The 16385-nt window shown below is 65.7% G+C and carries 15 protein-coding genes; 5 read left to right on the top strand and 10 right to left on the bottom strand.

What is annotated here, in order from left to right; translation table 11 throughout:
• Positions 1–36: 36 nt before the first annotated feature.
• From C7401_RS40035 to C7401_RS45845, 7 genes are all read right to left on the bottom strand, one after another.
• Positions 37–1245: an ABC transporter substrate-binding protein gene (locus C7401_RS40035; protein WP_373864486.1), complete on the bottom strand. Its 1209-nt coding sequence runs from the start codon at positions 1243–1245 to the stop codon at positions 37–39.
• Positions 1246–1450: 205 nt separating this feature from the next.
• Positions 1451–2365 (bottom strand): alpha/beta fold hydrolase, encoded by a 915-nt coding sequence (locus C7401_RS40030; protein WP_112177581.1) that lies wholly within the window; start codon positions 2363–2365, stop codon positions 1451–1453.
• A 76-nt stretch (positions 2366–2441) separates the two neighbouring features.
• Entirely contained in the window at positions 2442–2999 is a 558-nt protein-coding gene (locus C7401_RS40025; protein WP_112177614.1) for a TetR/AcrR family transcriptional regulator, read from the bottom strand.
• A gap of 141 nt (positions 3000–3140) precedes the next feature.
• On the bottom strand, positions 3141–5195 hold the full coding sequence (gene fusA, locus C7401_RS40020; RefSeq protein WP_112177580.1) for an elongation factor G: 2055 nt from the start codon (positions 5193–5195) through the stop codon (positions 3141–3143).
• Positions 5196–5418: 223 nt separating this feature from the next.
• Positions 5419–6192, bottom strand: coding sequence for a slipin family protein (locus C7401_RS40015; RefSeq protein WP_112177579.1), 774 nt, complete (start codon positions 6190–6192; stop codon positions 5419–5421).
• Positions 6189–7721, bottom strand: coding sequence for an NfeD family protein (locus C7401_RS40010; RefSeq protein WP_112177578.1), 1533 nt, complete (start codon positions 7719–7721; stop codon positions 6189–6191). Before C7401_RS40010 ends, C7401_RS40015 begins: the two co-directional genes overlap by 4 nt.
• A gap of 437 nt (positions 7722–8158) precedes the next feature.
• Positions 8159–8284 carry a hypothetical protein gene (locus C7401_RS45845; protein ID WP_255217806.1) on the bottom strand — a complete coding sequence of 42 codons (126 nt, stop codon included), beginning with the start codon at positions 8282–8284 and terminating at the stop codon, positions 8159–8161.
• Positions 8285–8605: 321 nt separating this feature from the next.
• On the opposite strand from C7401_RS45845, the gene C7401_RS40005 reads away from it, so the two are divergent.
• Both C7401_RS40005 and C7401_RS40000 read left to right on the top strand, forming a co-directional pair.
• The gene (locus C7401_RS40005) at positions 8606–8977 is read left to right on the top strand and encodes a DUF4148 domain-containing protein (protein WP_112177577.1); all 372 of its coding nucleotides are present in this window, start codon (positions 8606–8608) and stop codon (positions 8975–8977) included.
• Between the two features lie 255 nt (positions 8978–9232).
• Positions 9233–10267 carry a 2-hydroxyacid dehydrogenase gene (locus C7401_RS40000; RefSeq protein WP_112177576.1) on the top strand — a complete coding sequence of 345 codons (1035 nt, stop codon included), beginning with the start codon at positions 9233–9235 and terminating at the stop codon, positions 10265–10267.
• Positions 10268–10284: 17 nt separating this feature from the next.
• On the opposite strand, the gene C7401_RS39995 is transcribed toward C7401_RS40000, so the two are convergent.
• From C7401_RS39995 to C7401_RS39985, 3 genes are all read right to left on the bottom strand, one after another.
• Complete coding sequence (locus C7401_RS39995; RefSeq protein ID WP_112177575.1) at positions 10285–10707, bottom strand: organic hydroperoxide resistance protein; 423 nt, start codon at positions 10705–10707, stop codon at positions 10285–10287.
• Between the two features lie 105 nt (positions 10708–10812).
• On the bottom strand, positions 10813–11061 hold the full coding sequence (locus C7401_RS39990) for a DUF4148 domain-containing protein (protein WP_112177574.1): 249 nt from the start codon (positions 11059–11061) through the stop codon (positions 10813–10815).
• Positions 11062–11300: 239 nt separating this feature from the next.
• Positions 11301–12698: an aminotransferase-like domain-containing protein gene (locus tag C7401_RS39985; RefSeq protein ID WP_258397410.1), complete on the bottom strand. Its 1398-nt coding sequence runs from the start codon at positions 12696–12698 to the stop codon at positions 11301–11303.
• Between the two features lie 169 nt (positions 12699–12867).
• On the opposite strand from C7401_RS39985, the gene C7401_RS39980 reads away from it, so the two are divergent.
• The 3 genes from C7401_RS39980 (at position 12868) to C7401_RS39970 (ending at position 16272) form a co-directional block, all read left to right on the top strand.
• On the top strand, positions 12868–14154 hold the full coding sequence (locus C7401_RS39980; protein WP_112177572.1) for a hydroxymethylglutaryl-CoA reductase, degradative: 1287 nt from the start codon (positions 12868–12870) through the stop codon (positions 14152–14154).
• 211 nt (positions 14155–14365) lie between these two features.
• The gene (locus C7401_RS39975; protein ID WP_258397409.1) at positions 14366–14896 is read left to right on the top strand and encodes a hypothetical protein; all 531 of its coding nucleotides are present in this window, start codon (positions 14366–14368) and stop codon (positions 14894–14896) included.
• Positions 14893–16272 (top strand): tripartite tricarboxylate transporter permease, encoded by a 1380-nt coding sequence (locus tag C7401_RS39970; protein ID WP_112177571.1) that lies wholly within the window; start codon positions 14893–14895, stop codon positions 16270–16272. The genes C7401_RS39975 and C7401_RS39970 overlap by 4 nt, the downstream gene beginning before the upstream one ends.
• The last annotated feature ends 113 nt before the right edge of the window (positions 16273–16385 follow it).

Here is a 16385-nt window from a genome sequence, read left to right as displayed (position 1 = left end):
AAGACCGGGGCGGCGGTGCGCCCACGGCGGCGGCGATCAGTGCGCGGCGACCGGTTGAGCGTTCGCGACGTTCTCCGGATACACCGTCACGAGCTTGCCGTTCTGCCACTGCATGACGTTGGTGGTGGCGAGTTCGTTCTGGCCGTTCTGCGCGAACCGGAAGCCCCAGCCTGCCGCCGTCGAGCCGGCCGGCTTGCCGTAAGCGAGCACGGCGGCGCGGATCTTGTCCTTGTCGGTCGACTTCGCTGCGGCGAGCGCGTCGAGGAACGCCTTCGCGCCGACGTAGTTCACGAGGCTGTGGCCCGAGCGCGGCGGCGTGCCGAAACGCTTCTGATAGTCGGCCGTGAACTGGGCGAGACCCGGCGCGCCCTTTTCGTTGATCGAGATTTGCGGGAAGTCCACGTCATAGGCGCCGTTCATCAGATTGCCGAGCGCCTTTGCCGTGTCGGTCAGCGAGTAGCCGCCGCCCGCGCCCACCACCGCCTTGGGCTTGAAGCCCGCCTGTGCGGCCTGCTTCATGAACAGGATCGAATCGTTCTGGTAGGACGTCTGTAGCACGATGTCGGCGTTGGCGCCCTTCAGGCGCAAGATCAGCGAGGAGAGATCGACCGCCTTGGCCGAATACGGCAGCACCTGCACCACGTTCAGACCGAGGCGCTTCGCGTCTTCCTTCTGGAAACCGGAGACCATCGAGCCGTAGGGGCCGTCTTCCGCGATGATCGCAATGCGCAGCGTTTTCGGATCGACCTTGAGTTGCGGAGCGATGACCTTCGTCACGGCTTCGAGCGAGCTTTGCGCGAAGTTCTTCGCCGTGGCGTTGCTGCGATACAGATATTTGAAGCCGCGGTCGGTAATGCTGTCCGCCACCGCGCCAAGCTCGAAGTACGGCACGCCGGCCAGTTCGGTGACCTGGGTCGCCGCAGTCGAAACCGACGAAGCATAGCTGCCGAAGATCGCCTGGACGTTTTCCACCGAGGTCAGACGCCGTGCTTCGCCCACTGCCTGGTTCGCATCGACCGCATCGGCCTTCACCAGCACGATCTTGTCGCCGTTGATGCCGCCTGCCGCGTTGCGCTCGTCCACGGCGAGTTCCACGCCGCGAAAGCTCTCGTCGCCCAGCAGGGCCATGCCGCCGGAAAAGGGGAACAGTGCGCCGATCTTGACTTCGCCGGCGTGCGCCGCGGATGCGCCGAGCGCGGATAAGCAGGCCAGCGCGACGGTCGCGCGCTTCAGGGTCGTAAGCACAGCTTGTCTCCTTGGGGATGAAGGGTAAATTTGAAGCGCTTCATTTTTGTTGGTAAAAAAATTCCGGCAGCAAAGCGGCATAGTGAAATGCCGTTGTTGACGGAACTTTGTCGAATTTGAAGCGCTTCAAATTCTATGAAGCGAACGCATAATGGTCAATCGAGGGTTTGCCCCAGGCGTTCGCTTTGTCATGGCGATCCGGCGTTCAGCCAAAGAAGCGCTGTAGCTCCCCCGCAACCGCACCCGGCTGTTCCTCGGGCAGGAAGTGCCCGCAATGGGCGATCGTGACGCCGCGCACGTCGTCGGCGTAAGCGCGCAGCGGAGCGGCCATGTCGGGAATGGAGCCCTGATCGGCGCTGAGCGCGAGAACCGGCATGCGCAGCTTGCCGCGTGCGCTCAGCTCGCGGTTCTGGCGCGCGGAAAGATCCGCCGCGCGATAGTAGGCCAGCCCCGCGCGCAAGCCGCCTTCCTTCGTGAACACGCGCAAATATTCGTCGATGTCGGCCTCGCTGAAGCTTTGCGGATTCGCGGTCTTGCGGCGCAAGAACCAGTCGAGATAGGCGCGCTCCTTACCCGCTATCAGCAACTCCGGAAGATCGGCAATCGCATGGAACGCGAAGTGCCACGTGCGCCACGCGCGTTCGGGCGCGACGGGCAACGCATCGGGCAGTGTGATGCCGGGAATGCCGGCGTCGAGCAGCGCGAGGCGCTGCACTTCGTCGCCGAATAGCGCGGCGTAGGGGAAGGCGACCCACGCGCCCACGTCGTGGGCGGCGAGGTGATAGCGGCGCGCGTCGAGCTTGCCGAGCAGCGCGTGCAGCGCTGTGGCGAGCGATAGCGTGTCGTAGCCGCCTTGCGGGCGGTCGGAGTCGCCCTGGCCGGGCAGGTCGGGCGCGATCACGCGGTAGCGCTCGCCGATCAGCGCCATGACTTTGCGCCATGCGTATCCGCTTTGCGGATAGCCCGCGAGCAGCACGACGGTTTCGCCGTCCGTGTTGCCGCCGGTGACGTAGTGAAGGCGCGTGCCTTCCACGGTGGCGAAGCGGTGTTCGAAGCCGGGCAGCGCGGCGTCGGGCAGCGAGGCCGGGCCGTGGTCGATGATGCGAGAAGTTGTGCTCATGGGGAGGCTCCTGTTGAATGGGCGAGCGCCGGTGGTTAAATTGGAAATAATCATTTCCTAATTGGGCAAAAAAATTTCAGTCGAGCAAACGCATCGCTTCATCGGCCGAGGCCAGCATGTCGCGCAACGTGCGCCCCGATTTGCCGATCAAGCGAAAGCCATGAAGCAGCGCGAGCAAGGTGCGCGCCATGGCGGCCGCCTGGATTTGCGGCGCGATGGAGCCGTCTTTTTGCCCTTGCTGGAGCAGTTCGCGCAGCATGTCCTCCGTGTGCCGCATGGTGGTTTCGATGCGTGCGGCGATTTCGTCGTCGAAGGTGGCGAGCGCCGTCGCGCTGGAAACGACGAGGCAGCCGCGCCGGCCTTCGCTGCCGTGGGACGATTCCGCGTAGAAGTGCAGCATGGCGTGGATTTTCGCGCGCGCGTCCGGCTGCTTGTTGAGCCGATGCCGCAATTCGTCGTTGCGCACGCTGACGTAGTGGTCGAATGCGGCGAGAAACACGCCGCGCTTGTCGCCGAACGCCTTGTAGAGGCTGCCCGCGGTGAGGCCCGTTGCATCGCTCAGATCGCCCACGGAGGTCGCATGATAGCCACGCTCGCGGAATACGCGCACGGCGCCGTTCACGACCGTTTCCATGTCGAATTCGCGGGGACGGCCGGGGCTGCGGGCCACCGGTTCGGATTTGTGCTCGGATGCCATGCGGCCCATTATAGGAAATGATCATTTCCTAATCAAGACCCGCTCAGGCGTTTCTGCGGGGTGGCATCGATTCGGCCACTACTCCGCGCTTTCCCCTCGGCCCTTATGCTGTGCCGCCAGCTTCTCCTGATGCGCGGGCGGCACCGGATCATAGTGGCTCAACTGAATGCTGTAATTCCCATGCCCGCCCGCGAGCGAATTCAGCCGCGACTGGTAATCGTTGAGCTCCGCCAGCGGCACCTTGCCCGCAATCACCATGGCCTGCCCGCCCATCGTGCGCGTGCCGTGCACCTGGCCGCGCCGCGCGGAAAGATCGCCGATGATGTCGCCCATCGTCGCTTCGGGCGTCATCACCTCGATATCGACAATCGGTTCGAGCACGATAGGCTGCGCTTTGAGCACCGCATCGATAAACGCCTTGCGTCCCGCCGTGACGAATGCCACTTCCTTCGAATCGACGGGATGGCTCTTGCCGTCATACACGATCACGCGCACATCCTGCATTGGAAAGCCCGCGAGCGGTCCGCTGTCGATCACCTGCAAAATGCCTTTCTCCACCGCAGGCATGAACTGCGAAGGAATCGCGCCGCCTTTCACGGCGTCCACGAACTCGAAGCCCGCGCCGCGCGGCAGCGGCTCCACGCGCAGCATGACCTCGCCGAACTGCCCTGCGCCGCCCGTCTGCTTCTTGTGGCGGCAGTGGCCTTCGGCCTTGCCGCCTATCGTCTCGCGCCACGCGATCGTGGGCGGGCGCGTGATCACGTCGAGTTTGTACTGATCGGTGAGCCGCTCCAGCATATAGCGCAGATGCAATTCGCCCAGCCCGCGCACCACGGTTTCGTTGGTTCCTTCGGGGTGATCGATCTGCAAGCAAGGGTCTTCGGCAGCGAGCTTTTGCAGCACTTCCCACACGCGCTGTTCGTTGCCGGGGCGCGCCGGTTCGATGGCGAGGCCGTAAATCGGATTCGGAAACTCGGGCGGCGTGAGGTGGATGTTGCCGTCCTCGGGGGCGTCGTGCAGCACGGCGTCGAAGGCGATGTCGTCGGCCTTGGCCACCGCGCAGATATTGCCCGGCCCGGCGCGCTGCACCTCCATATGCTCCTTGCCCTGCAACATGAGCAGATGCGCGACCTTGAACGGCTGCCTCGCGTTGCCGATATAAAGCTGGCTGTCGCGCGTGACGGTGCCCTGATGAATGCGAAACACGGCCACCTTGCCGATATACGGGTCCATCACGATCTTGAACACGTGCGCGAGCACGTGCTTGTCGGCGTCCGGCTCGGCGCGCACGGGTTCCTTGCCTTCCTTGCCGTCGACTTCGCGATAGAACAGCGGCGGGTTGCCTTCGGTCACGTTGGGCAGCAGCCGCACGAACACGTCGAGCAGTTGCGCGATGCCCGCACCTGTCGCCGTGGAGGTGAAGCACACCGGCACCAGATGCCCTTCGCGCAACGCGCGCTCGAACGGCTCGTGCAATTGCTCGGGGCTGATCGCTTCGCCTTGTTCGAGATACAGCTCCATCAACTCGGGATCGAGCTCGATCACCTGGTCGATGAGCGCGTTGTGCGCCGCTTCCACCGAATGGAAATCGGCCTCGCCGGCGGGGTTGAAAAAGCAGTCCACCACATCGCGGCCGCCCTGTGCGGGCAGGTTGATCGGCAGGCAGGTCTTGCCGAAGGTCTCCTGGATCTGCGCGAGCAGCCCCGGCAGATCGACCTTTTCCGCGTCGATGCCGTTTATGACGATCATCCGGCAAAGCTTGCGCTGCTGGGCGTACGCCATCATCCGCGTCGTGGTCATCTCGATGCCCGTGCGCGCATTGATGACGATGGCAGCCGTTTCCACCGCGGGCAGCGTGCCGATCGACATGCCGGCGAAGTCGGGGTAGCCGGGGGTGTCGAGCAGGTAGACGCGGGTGTCGAGGTGGTGGAAGTGGGCGACGGCGGAATTGAGGGAGTGGTGGTATTTGCGTTCGAGGGGATCGAAATCGCAGAGGGCGGTGCCGCGGTTCACGCTGCCTGGCGCGTGAACCGCGCCGCCCTGGTGCAGGAGCGCTTCGGCAAGCGAGGTCTTGCCGCAGCCGGCATGGCCGACCAGAGCGATCGTGCGGATGGCTTGTGGGCTGTAATCCATGGCCGCCGTCGTCCTTGAGTAGATGTTCTGTTCGGCAATTATTGGCGATATTTCTTCGCTCTGCCAGATTCACGCTGCAAAGAAGCGTGCACGAGCGCGCGCAGCACGCAACACAGATGGCCATGCACGGGTTTCGCTGCGCTGCAATATTCAGTTGAACTGTTGAATGGTTTTGCGGCTTGCGGTTGGCACGGTACGGTTCGGGGCTGAGGGGACGGATCGCTCAATGTTCACGCGGCGGGCCCCCGCGTTCGATCAGCGCATTGAGCAGTTCAATGGGCAGCGGGAACACGATGGTCGAGTTTTTATCGGCCGCGATGGTGGTGAGCGTTTGCAGATAACGCAGTTGCATGGCCTGCGGCTGTCGCGCGAGGCACTGCGCGGCCAGGAGCAGTTTTTCGGAGGCCTGAAGCTCGCCTTCCGCGTGGATCACCTTCGCGCGGCGCTCGCGTTCGGCTTCGGCCTGGCGCGCGATCGCGCGCACCATCGTTTCGTTGAGATCGACGTGCTTGATCTCGACGTTCGACACCTTGATGCCCCAGGCGTCCGTTTGCGAGTCGAGCGTTTTCTGGATGTCGGCGTTCAGTTGCTCGCGCTCGGCGAGCAGGGCGTCCAGCTCGTTCTTGCCGAGCACGGCGCGCAGCGTGGTCTGCGCGAGCTGGCTCGTCGCATCCATGTAGCGCGCGACCTGGATCACGGCCTTTTCCGGGTCCACCACGCGAAAGTAGACCACGGCGTTGACCTTCACCGACACGTTGTCGCGGGTGATGAGGTCCTGCGAGGGCACGTCGAACACCACGGTGCGCAGGTCGATGCGCACCGCCACCTGGACGACGGGAATGATGAGCACCAGCCCCGGCCCCTTGACCTTCCAGAAACGCCCCAGCATGAACACGACGCCGCGCTCGTATTCCTTGAAGATGCGGATCGACGAGATGGCGAGCAGCACCGCCAGCGCGACCAGAAGCCCCGTGAAGCCGAAGGTGTAGCCGATCATGTGCGTTCTCCCTCGTTTGGATTGACGCTTCGCGTTGCGTCGTGCAGCGGCGTGACGGTGAGCAGCAGGCCGCTGCGCGAGGTCACCCGCACGCGGCTGCCGGCCGCAAGCGGGGCGGCGCATGCCACGTGCCAGCGCTCGCCGTGCACGCGCGCCCAGCCCGTGGCCGAAGGCGCGGCGCCGGGGCGCGGGTCGGGGTGCAGGCCGTCGTCGATCACTTCGCCGATGCTGCCCACCAGCGCCTCCGCGCCGGTCACCACGGGCCGCCGCCGCGCGCGCAGCGCCACGCTCGACACGGTGGCGACGAACGCCGCGCCGCCGAGCGCGAGGCCCGCGACGAGCGGGATCGGGATGCCGTAGCCGGGCACGTCGGTATCGATCAGCATGAGCGCGCCGATCGCGAACGCCACGATGCCGCCGAAGCCGAGCACGCCGAAGGTCGGCAGGAACGCCTCCGCCACGAGGCAGGCGAGCCCGAGCAGCACGAGCGCGAGGCCCGCGTAGTTCACGGGCAGCAGTTGCATGGCGAAGAGGCCGACCAGCAGGCACGTTGCGCCCGCCACGCCCGGCAGCACGAAGCCCGGGTTCGCGAACTCGAAGAAGAGGCCGTAAATGCCGATCGTGAGCAGGATCAGCGCGACGTTCGGGTCGGCGATGATCGAGAGGAAATGGTTGCGCCAGTCGGGCGCGACGACTTCGAGCGGCGCATGGGCGGTCGCGAGGCGCACCGTGCCCGCGCTGGTCGTGGCGGTCCGGCCGTCGAGCTGGCGCGCGAGGTCGGCGGGGTCCTGCGCGATCAGGTCGATCACGTGCTGGTCGCGCGCTTCCTCGTCGGAGAGGCTCACCGCTTCGCGCACCGCGCGCTCGCCCCAGGCGGCGTTGCGCCCGCGCAGTTGCGCGAGGCCGCGAATGTAGGCGGCGGAATCGTGCATCACTTTACGGGTTTCCGTCGAGGCGGCGTCGTCGCCGTGTGCGGCCGAAGCGTCCGTGGGCCCCGAGGCTCCCGACGTGCCGGGTGCGCCAGGCTGGCCGCCAGGCGCGCCGCCCGCGCCGATGCCCAGTTGCACCGGCGAGGCCGCGCCGAGGTTGGTGCCCGGCGCCATGGCCGCGAAATGGCTGGCGTAGACGATATAGGTGCCCGCGCTCGCGGCGCGCGCGCCGCCGGGCGCGACGAACGTCGCGACAGGCACCGGCGAAGCGAGGATGGCCTTGATGATCTGACGCATCGACGTGTCGAGGCCGCCGGGCGTATCGAGTTCGAGAATGGCGAGCGGCGACCGCTCGCGCGCGGCGCGTTCGAGCGTGCGGACGATGAAATCGGCGCTCGCGGGCCCGATCGCGCCGTTCACGGTCATGACGACGACGGGCCGCGTGACGGCAGACGCCGTCTGCGCCGCCGCCACGGCGGCCCACGCGACGAGCAGCGCGACGAACAGCAAGGCGCGCGCAAGCCGCGCCGCTAGCGGATGGTGCGGATGAAGGTGCGGAGCCTCGTGCACCGCGGCAGGCGAGGGGCGATGATCGCGCATCGGGACGTCCGGGCCGCGCGCGCCGGCGCGCTCCGGTTCGCAGATGGGGCAAGAGCCGATACTTCAAGAGTAGGCGCTTTCCGCGCAAAGCGCGAACCGGCCCGAAAGCCTGCCGGGCGTGGCGCGACAGCCTGGTTGCGCTGCTGTGGAGGCGATCGGGGAATCGGGAATGGGGCGCGCTCTGGATCGTGCGCGCAGGCAGCTACACGGCGAGCGTGTGCCTCATCACGACATGATTGGCAATGCCTGGGAAATGGACGATGGAACCACGCGACGGCGCTGATGGCCGGCGAGGCTGGCTCGCGCCCATGCGTGCGCAAGGTTCCGGCCACACCAGGACGGCGGGCCGATGCGCCGCGCCCGACGCCTCGCTGATCGAGGCGTGGTTGCGCGCGGCGACATGTTCGACCGCGCGGGGCGGTCGCAGTACGACGCGATTAGTACCAGCGACGCTGGGCTTCAGCGAGCAGTTCGCAGTATTCCAGGTGCCGGTTCAGCGCCTCGACGCTGAGACGACGCAGTCCAGCCAGGATTCGAGCCACATTTTCGACGATTGCACCCATGATTTCCTCTTCGCTAGGGTAGTTACCTAAGGGATAACCCTAATTATAGAGATCTCAGGCGAGATTGCAAGGTGTGACGGGGCAATGTGTGCGGTGCAGCAACACTTTTAATGCGGCCCTTTAATGCCGGAAAGAGGGCCGCGCAAACACAAACGGCCCTTCTTGTATCGCTCTGTATCTGCCGCTGCGCCCGACACGCACGCTTGCAAAAAGCGGCCTGGCCGCAAACAAGCCAGATACATGGCGGCGTTCAAATGTCTCCTACGCAAGGTTGATTCATAACAGTGCGTTAGCCAGTCAACCCACCTCAGGAGAATCACCATGAAGCTTGCTCAATCGTTCGCCGCCGCCGCGCTTGCCGCTCTCGTTGCCGTTCCCGCACTTTCGTTCGCGCAGTCGTCGCAGCCGCTGACCCGCGCCGAGGTGAAGGCCGAACTCGTGCAACTCCAGAAGGCGGGCTACCAGCCGGCCGCCGACAACACGCAATATCCCGCCAACGTGCAAGCCGCGCTGGCTCGCGTGAGCGCCGTGAGCGCTGAAAACGGCGCGGCCGCTGCGGCGTTCGGCGGCGTTGAGCAAGGCGCCACGGCGGCAGGCAGCCGCGCGGCCGCGCACGCCGTGTCGACGCCCTCCCGCGGCGATGTGGCCGGCCAGGACGTGCTGGGTCTCGAACCCATCTACGCGCACTCGTAATGCGCCGGGGCTCACCCGCGAGGCTTGCCCGGTTGCGGCGAGCTTCGCGGCTGTGCCGGGCATGATTGCCCGGTGCGTCCGCATTTTCTTCGAATTAATAAGGATGCCGAACATAATGCGGGTATCAGCACGCACCGCCTCACGTCAAAATCTCGCACGAGCGCTGCTGGTATGATGGTCTTAACGGCCGGCGCGCCATGCGCCCGCCTGTCATTGCGCGAATCGCGCGCGCCCGTCAGCTCGCATGAGGTCCCCATGTCGAGAACCCCGATCCCCTCTCAAGTTCGCCCACGCATGATCCTGTTCAGCGCCCGCCAGTACGACATCGACACGTTCACCGACGCCAACACGGCGTTCCAGTACGACCTGCACTTCCAGGAATCGCATCTCGACGCCGACACGGCCGTGCTCGCCGACGGCTACGACGTGGTCTGTCCGTTCGTGAACGACACGGTGGACGCCGCCACACTCGAGCGTCTGCACAAGGGCGGCACGCGGCTCATCGCGCTGCGCTCGGCGGGCTTCAATCACGTCGATCTGCCGGCGGCGCAGCGGCTTGGCATCACGGTCGTGCGCGTGCCCGCGTATTCGCCGCATGCGGTGGCCGAGCATGCGGCCGGGCTGATCCTCGCGCTCAACCGCAAGTTGCCGCGCGCCGTCGCACGCACGCGCGAAGGCGACTTCTCGCTCAACGGACTGCTCGGTTTCGATTTGTATGGCAAGACGGTTGGCGTAGTTGGCACGGGCATTATCGGCCGGTGTTTCGCGCGCGTCATGGCGGGCTTCGGCATGCAGGTGCTCGCCCACGATCCGGGCGAGCCTTCCGCCGAGCTGCTCGCGCTGGGCGCGCGCTATGTGCCGCTCGACGCGCTGCTCGCGCAGTCGGATGTGGTGAGTCTGCATTGCCCGCTGGTGCCGGCCACGCGTCATTTGATCGACAGGAACGCGCTCGCGAAGATGAAGCGCGGCGCCATGCTGATCAATACCGGGCGCGGCGGACTCGTGGAAAGCAGCGCGCTCGTCGAGGCGCTCAAGAGCGGCCAGTTGGGCCACCTCGGCCTCGACGTGTACGAGGAAGAGGGCGGCCTCTTCTTCGAGGATCATTCCGATACGCCGCTACAGGACGACGTGCTCGCGCGCCTCCTGATGTTCCCGAATGTGATCGTCACGTCGCACCAGGCGTTCTTCACGCGCGAGGCGATGAACGAAATTGCGCAGACCACGCTGCGCAATGTGAAGGCCTGGCGTGACGGCGCGCCCTGCAATCTCGTGGACGCGCCGCACGCATAACATCGGTCACGCAACGCTCAGGCTTCGGCCACCGAAAGCGTGACGTCGATATTGCCGCGCGTCGCCTTCGAATACGGGCAGATCTGGTGCGCCGTTTCCACGATGCGTTGCGCCGTTTCGCGATCGACGCCGGGCAGGCTCACGTTCAGGCGTGCGCGCAGCGAGAACGCGTCGTCGGCGTTGACGAGATCGATCTCGGCGTCCACGGCCACGTCGCGCGGCAGCGTCGTGCCGAGCTTGCCCGCCGCGCGGCCCATCGCGCCGATGAAGCAGGCCGACCAGCCCGCCGCGAACATCTGCTCCGGGTTTGTGCCCGGCGCGCTCGAACCGGGGGGCGAGAGCTTGACGTCCAGACGGCCGTCGTTGCTGCGCGCCGCGCCGTCGCGGCCGCCGGTGGTGTGGGTCTTGCCGGTGTACAGCACTTTTTCCGCGTTGCTCATGATGGTGATCTCCTGATGGGGTTTCAGTGAAACGATGGGGGCTTCGGTTGCGATCCGGTTACGGGCGTAGCTGCCGGGTTTAGCTGCCGGGCTCAGTTGCCGGACTTAGCTGCCGCGATAAAGCTGGTTGATTGCGGCAAGCTGGCCGTCGTGCTGCGCCTGCACCAGTTCCTGGCGGACCTGAGCGCGGGTGATCTTCGCGTTCGCGGCGTTGCTGGCGGGCGTCCAGACCTGGCTTGCCTGAACTGACGGTTGTGCGGCGCTCGCCTGGGCGGGCATGGCGGCGAAAACCGGAGCGGCGGCGGCGAAAGTGACGGTGGCGGCAAAGGCGAGGGCGAGCTTCGAGACGTTCATGGTGTTCTCCTGAAAAGGGGGAGGTTGGCAATCCATCCGGTCATCGGTCGCACGCGCCGCGTTACGGTGGGGAAGGTGGGCTTTCCCGGCGGGCGTTCAGCAGATTCCGGCGTTGATGCATTACAACCACCGGAGGTATCTGGCGTGTTTCACGAACGCCGCGTTTTGCAATGGCGTGTATCTGTGCGCGGCGCTTATACATTGCGATACAAACGCGCGCTACACACCCGCTGCGCTGCCTAGGGCGCGAGCGCCTGCAAGGCGCTGACGAAGCGCTTGTCCGTGAGGTAGGCGACATTGAAGCGGCAAAAACCCGAAACCGTATCGGTCCCTGGCGAAAACACGGCGCCCGGCGCGAGAATCACGCCGCGCTCCAGCAGCGCTTTCGCGAGCGGCATCGAATCGGGCCAGCCCGGCAGCGACGCCCAGAGATAGAGGCTCTGGTCGCTCACCTTGAAGATATCCGCGCCGAGCTTGCGCAGCGCGTTGACGGCCGCGTCCGTCGCGCGGCGCAGCTTTTCCTGGAGATGGTTCGTGTGACGCAGGAAGTGCCCGTCGCTCACGATGGCGTCGACGGTGCGCTCGCAGTATTCGGAACTGCTCACGTGCACGAGCATTTTCACGTCGGCCAGGTCGCTTGCGAGCGCCGTGTTGCAGGCGAGAAAGCCCACGCGCAGCGCGGCGGAAACGGACTTCGAGAAACTGCCGATATAGATGGTGCGCCGCAATTGGTCGAGCGTGGAAATGCGCGTGAGCGAGCGCGGCCGCAGGTCGGCCAGCGCGTCGTTCTCCACGATCACGAGGTCGTGGGCCTCGGCCAGTTGCAGGATGCGATGCGCCTTCGCGGCACTCGTGTCGGTGGCCGTGGGATTGTGGCCGACCGACTGCGTGAAAAAGAGCCTGGGCCGATGCTCGACGAGGCAGCGTTCGAGCGCGGCGACGTTCGGGCCGTCCACCTCGCGCGGCACGCCCACGATATGCGCGCCGCTGAGCTTGAGGCGGCCGAACAGCGGGTAATAGCCGGGATCGTCGACGAGCACGGTGTCGCCCGGTTTCACGAAATAGCGCAGCACGAGGTCCATGGCCTGGTTCGCGCCGTGGGTCAGCACGATCTGCGAGGGCGGCGCCTCGATCTCGTAGCCCGCGAGCTTTTGCTGCAACGACTGGCGCAGCGGCAGATAACCGAAACGGCTGCCATAACGGAACAGTGAAGCGACGCCCGTGCGCACCACGCGCTGGTGGTACTGGTCGAGCCGCGTTTCCTCCAGCCATTCGATGGGCGGAAAGCCTTCGCCCAGATTGAGCACGTCGGGATTCGTCTGCAACTGCTCGCGCATGAGCCACACGGTGTCCATGGCGCGGTCGAGCGAGCGGGCTTCTTCCACTTCCGTCGCCACCTTCACGCGTCGCGCGACATAGAAGCCCGAACCGCGGCGCGGCTCGATCAGCCCGCTTGCCGTGAGCATTTCGAACGCGCTGATCACGGTGTTCTTCGAGCAACCCGAAGCGGCTGCGTATTCGCGGATGGAGGGCAGCCGCGTGCCCGCAGCGAGCACGCCTTCTTCGATCTGTTTGGCGAGGTTGTCCGCCATCGCGCTGGAGAGGCTGGCTTTTGCGCGCTGTGCATGCAGGGTCATCGTCGCGGCCCGAAGAGAGGGAAGTGTTACGGGTACAGTCGAGCAACTGTAGTGCTTAACTGTACCTTTCAAATGGGTACGGCACGCCTATTATTGGACCTTTCAAAAACGGCCGCAAGCGTCGATTGCGCAATGCGGCCTCTCCATTCACGAGTGAGACGAAAGAGTCATGGTCATTCAATCCGAGCTGCCGAAATTCCGTGCACTGAGCCCTGAAGCGCGCCTCGCGCACATTGGCGAGGCCGTTGGGCTGAGCGAGGCCGAACTCGCGCAACTGGCGCAGCCCGGCGCACTGCCGCTCGCCACGGCCAACGGCATGATCGAGAACGTGATCGGCACGTTCGAGCTGCCGCTCGCCGTGGCCGGCTACTTCCAGATCAACGGCAAGGACGTGATCGTGCCGATGGCCGTGGAGGAACCCTCGATCGTTGCGGCCGCATCGTTCATGGCGAAGCTCGCACGTGAAGGCGGCGGGTTCCGCACGTCGAGCACGGGGCCGCTCATGCGCGCCCAGGTACAGATCGTGGGCGTGAGCGATCCGTATGGCGCGCGCCTTGCCATCCTCAAGCACAAGGACGAACTGATCGAGCTTGCCAACAGCCGCGACAAGGTGCTGATCGGCCTTGGCGGCGGCTGTCGCGACATCGAGGTGCATGTGTTTCCCGATACGCCGCGCGGCGCCATGATCGTGGCGCACCTGATCGTCGACGTGCGCGACGCGATGGGGGCGAACACGGTCAACACGATGGCGGAGTTCGTGGCCGGGCGCGTGGAGGAGATCACGGGCGGCAAGGTGCGCCTGCGCATCCTCTCCAATCTCGCCGACCTGCGCCTCGCGCGCGCCCACGTGCGCTATTCGCCGCACACGCTCGCCACCAGCGAGTATTCGGGCGAGGAAGTGATCGACGGCGTGATCGAGGCGTATGAATTCGCCGCGATCGATCCGTACCGCGCCGCGACGCACAACAAAGGCATCATGAACGGCATCGACCCGGTGATCGTCGCGACGGGCAACGACTGGCGCGCGGTGGAAGCGGGCGCGCATGCGTTTGCGAGCCGCAGCGGCCGCTATACCTCGCTCACGACGTGGGAAAAGGCGGCCAACGGCGATCTGGTGGGCACGATCGAAATGCCGATGCCGGTCGGACTCGTTGGGGGCGCAACGAAAACGCATCCGCTCGCGCGGCTCGCGCTCAAGATCATGGATGTGAAGTCGGCGCAGGAACTGGGCGAGATCGCGGTGGCCGTGGGCCTTGCGCAAAACCTCGGCGCGCTGCGCGCGCTCGCGACCGAAGGCATCCAGCGCGGCCATATGGCGCTGCACGCACGCAACATCGCGCTCGCGGCGGGCGCGACGGGCGCCGATATTGACTGGGTAGTCAAGAAAATGATAGCGTCGATGGACGTTCGCACCGACTTCGCCGTGGAAGCCCTGGCGGGTCCGCGCAATGCGTAAGCGACGTCGTCACACAAGCCGCCCTTGAGGTTGTCGCGGCGGTCATCCCTGGCGCAGCGCGGTTCGCCGCGCGCGCGTTGAAGGCGCACATTGAAGAAAGACGTGAAGCGAATTCGCGAACGGAAATCTTTGGCGAGTGCCTTGGGGCAGTAACGGAGGGCGCGCATCATCGCGCGTTTCCCCGCATAACACTCCGTACAGGAGGAGACAAATGGAACAAGCCAGTGGAGGCGTCGCTTCGGCGTCGACGAACGGCCTGCGCTCACGCACGCAAGCGGGTGCACCGGCGCTCGCCGAAGTGTGGGGCGATACGGTCGATCTCAGGCATCTCGCGTGGTCGGTCGTGCTCGGCGTGGGCATCAGTCTTGGCGCGTTCGAGCTGGGCCGCGTGGCGCTTGCCTCGATCGTTGCGGACGCAGCGATTGCGCGCGCCTATGCGATGCTCATCGGCCTTGGCGGCTGCCTCGCGGCGGGCGCGTTGTGCGCCGTGCTGTTCAAGCCCAAACGAGTCGTGGTCGATCAGGCCGTGGACGAAGCGGACCGCATGGAAGTGCTCAGGCAACTCGCCGAGGAGCACGGCGGCCTCGGCAAGCTCTCGGACCTGCCCGCGAGCGCGCGCGCGGAGTTGAAGGAGCTTGGCCTGCTCGATCTCTTCGCCGCGGCGGAGTTGGCTGAGGAGGCAGGCACCGCAACGAGACACACGGCGGTGCAAAAAGCGGCGCACGCGGGAGAACGATCATGACCGAACTCCTCCAGGCGCTTCCTGCCGCGCTCATCATGGGGCTGATCGGCGCCGTCGTGTTCGCGGCCATCGGCCTCGTTTCGGGCACCGACGAAACCACGACGCTCGCACCGCTCACCTTGCTGGTCGCGCTGCTCGGCGTGCCGGCCGCCGGCGTGTTCACGTTCTTTCTCGCGGGCGCCGTGGCCAAGCACATGACGCATGCCATTCCCACCGCGCTGCTCGGCATTCCCGGCGACACGATGGCCGCGCCGCTGCTCGGCGAGGCGACGAAACTGCGCGCGCTGGGCGTGCCGCATATCGCGCTGCGCAAGATGATCTCCGGCGCCATCGTGGCGGCGTTCGTCGCGCTGCCGCTCGCCGTGCTGTTCGCGATCATGCTCGCGCCGTTCGGCAAGTTCATCGCGAGCGCGGCGCCGTGGGTGTTCCTGCTCGCGGCGCTCGGCATTGCGTGGTCGTCGGCGGGACGCTGGGCGAGCGTGCTTTTGCTGATCCCGTTCGTGCTCCTGATCGTCGGCTTGCAGGCGCTCACCGGTCATTATGGCGTGCACCTGAGCGTGAGCTACTTTCTCGGCATCGCGATTGGACCGCTGATTGCCGATCTGTTCTCCGTGCTCTCGCCGGTGGAGCAGCGGCGCATGCGGCGCGAGAACGTGTCGCGCTTTGCGCTCGCGCCCGACCTCAAGGGGTGGAGCGGTTACTTTCCCAATCCGCTCAAGGTGCTCGACCGGCAGCAAACGGCATGGACCGTGGGCACGGCCGCCGTCTCGAGCGCGACCTTCGTGTTCAGCCCCGTCGCGATGACGGTCTTGATGGGGGAAGTCGTGGGCGCGCGCATCCGTCATGCGTACCAGCGGCTGACCACGGTCATCGCCGTGCGTAACGGCGTGACCGAGGCGACCTATATTGCCGAGGCGCTGATTCCGCTGATCGCCTTCGGCCTGCCGCTGAGTCCGGTGGCTGCTGGCCCCGCAGCGCCGCTTTTCAACGCGCCGCCGCGCTTCTCGGTACACACGGCCACGGGGCAGATCGTCAATCTGCATACGCTCATGACCACGTGGCAGTTTCTCGCGTTCGGCCTGCTGTCCGTGCTGCTTGCCGCGCTGATCGCGTATCCGCTCGCGATGAACTACGCCCACCGCGCCGCCTCGTTCGTCGCGCGCAAGCTCAGCCATGAAGCGATCATCGCGACGTTCGCGGGGCTCATCGTCGTGATCAGCGTGTGGGAAGGGCAGTGGCTCGGGCTCGCCGTGATCCTCACGGTCGGGCTGTTCGGCGGGCTGCTCTCGCGCGTGTTCGCGTTCAATACCGGCGTGCAGTTCATGGGCTACTACGTGGCCGTGCTCAGCGTGCCGCAAATCGTCAAGCTCTTCTGAGTCGACCCGCCTGAATGGCGGCGAACATGCAGGCCTTGCGTGTTCGCCGCCGCGTTCCCGCGTATTTCTTCAAGCCTGGGCTCCCGTTCGGCATTGCCGGAATCGCTGCGTGA

Origin of the sequence: Paraburkholderia unamae (assembly GCF_003268775.1) — a bacterium.
Taxonomy (GTDB): Bacteria; Pseudomonadota; Gammaproteobacteria; order Burkholderiales; family Burkholderiaceae; genus Paraburkholderia; species Paraburkholderia unamae.
Note: the sequence above shows the minus strand (reverse complement) of the source record. Positions and strands in the feature narration are given on the sequence as shown.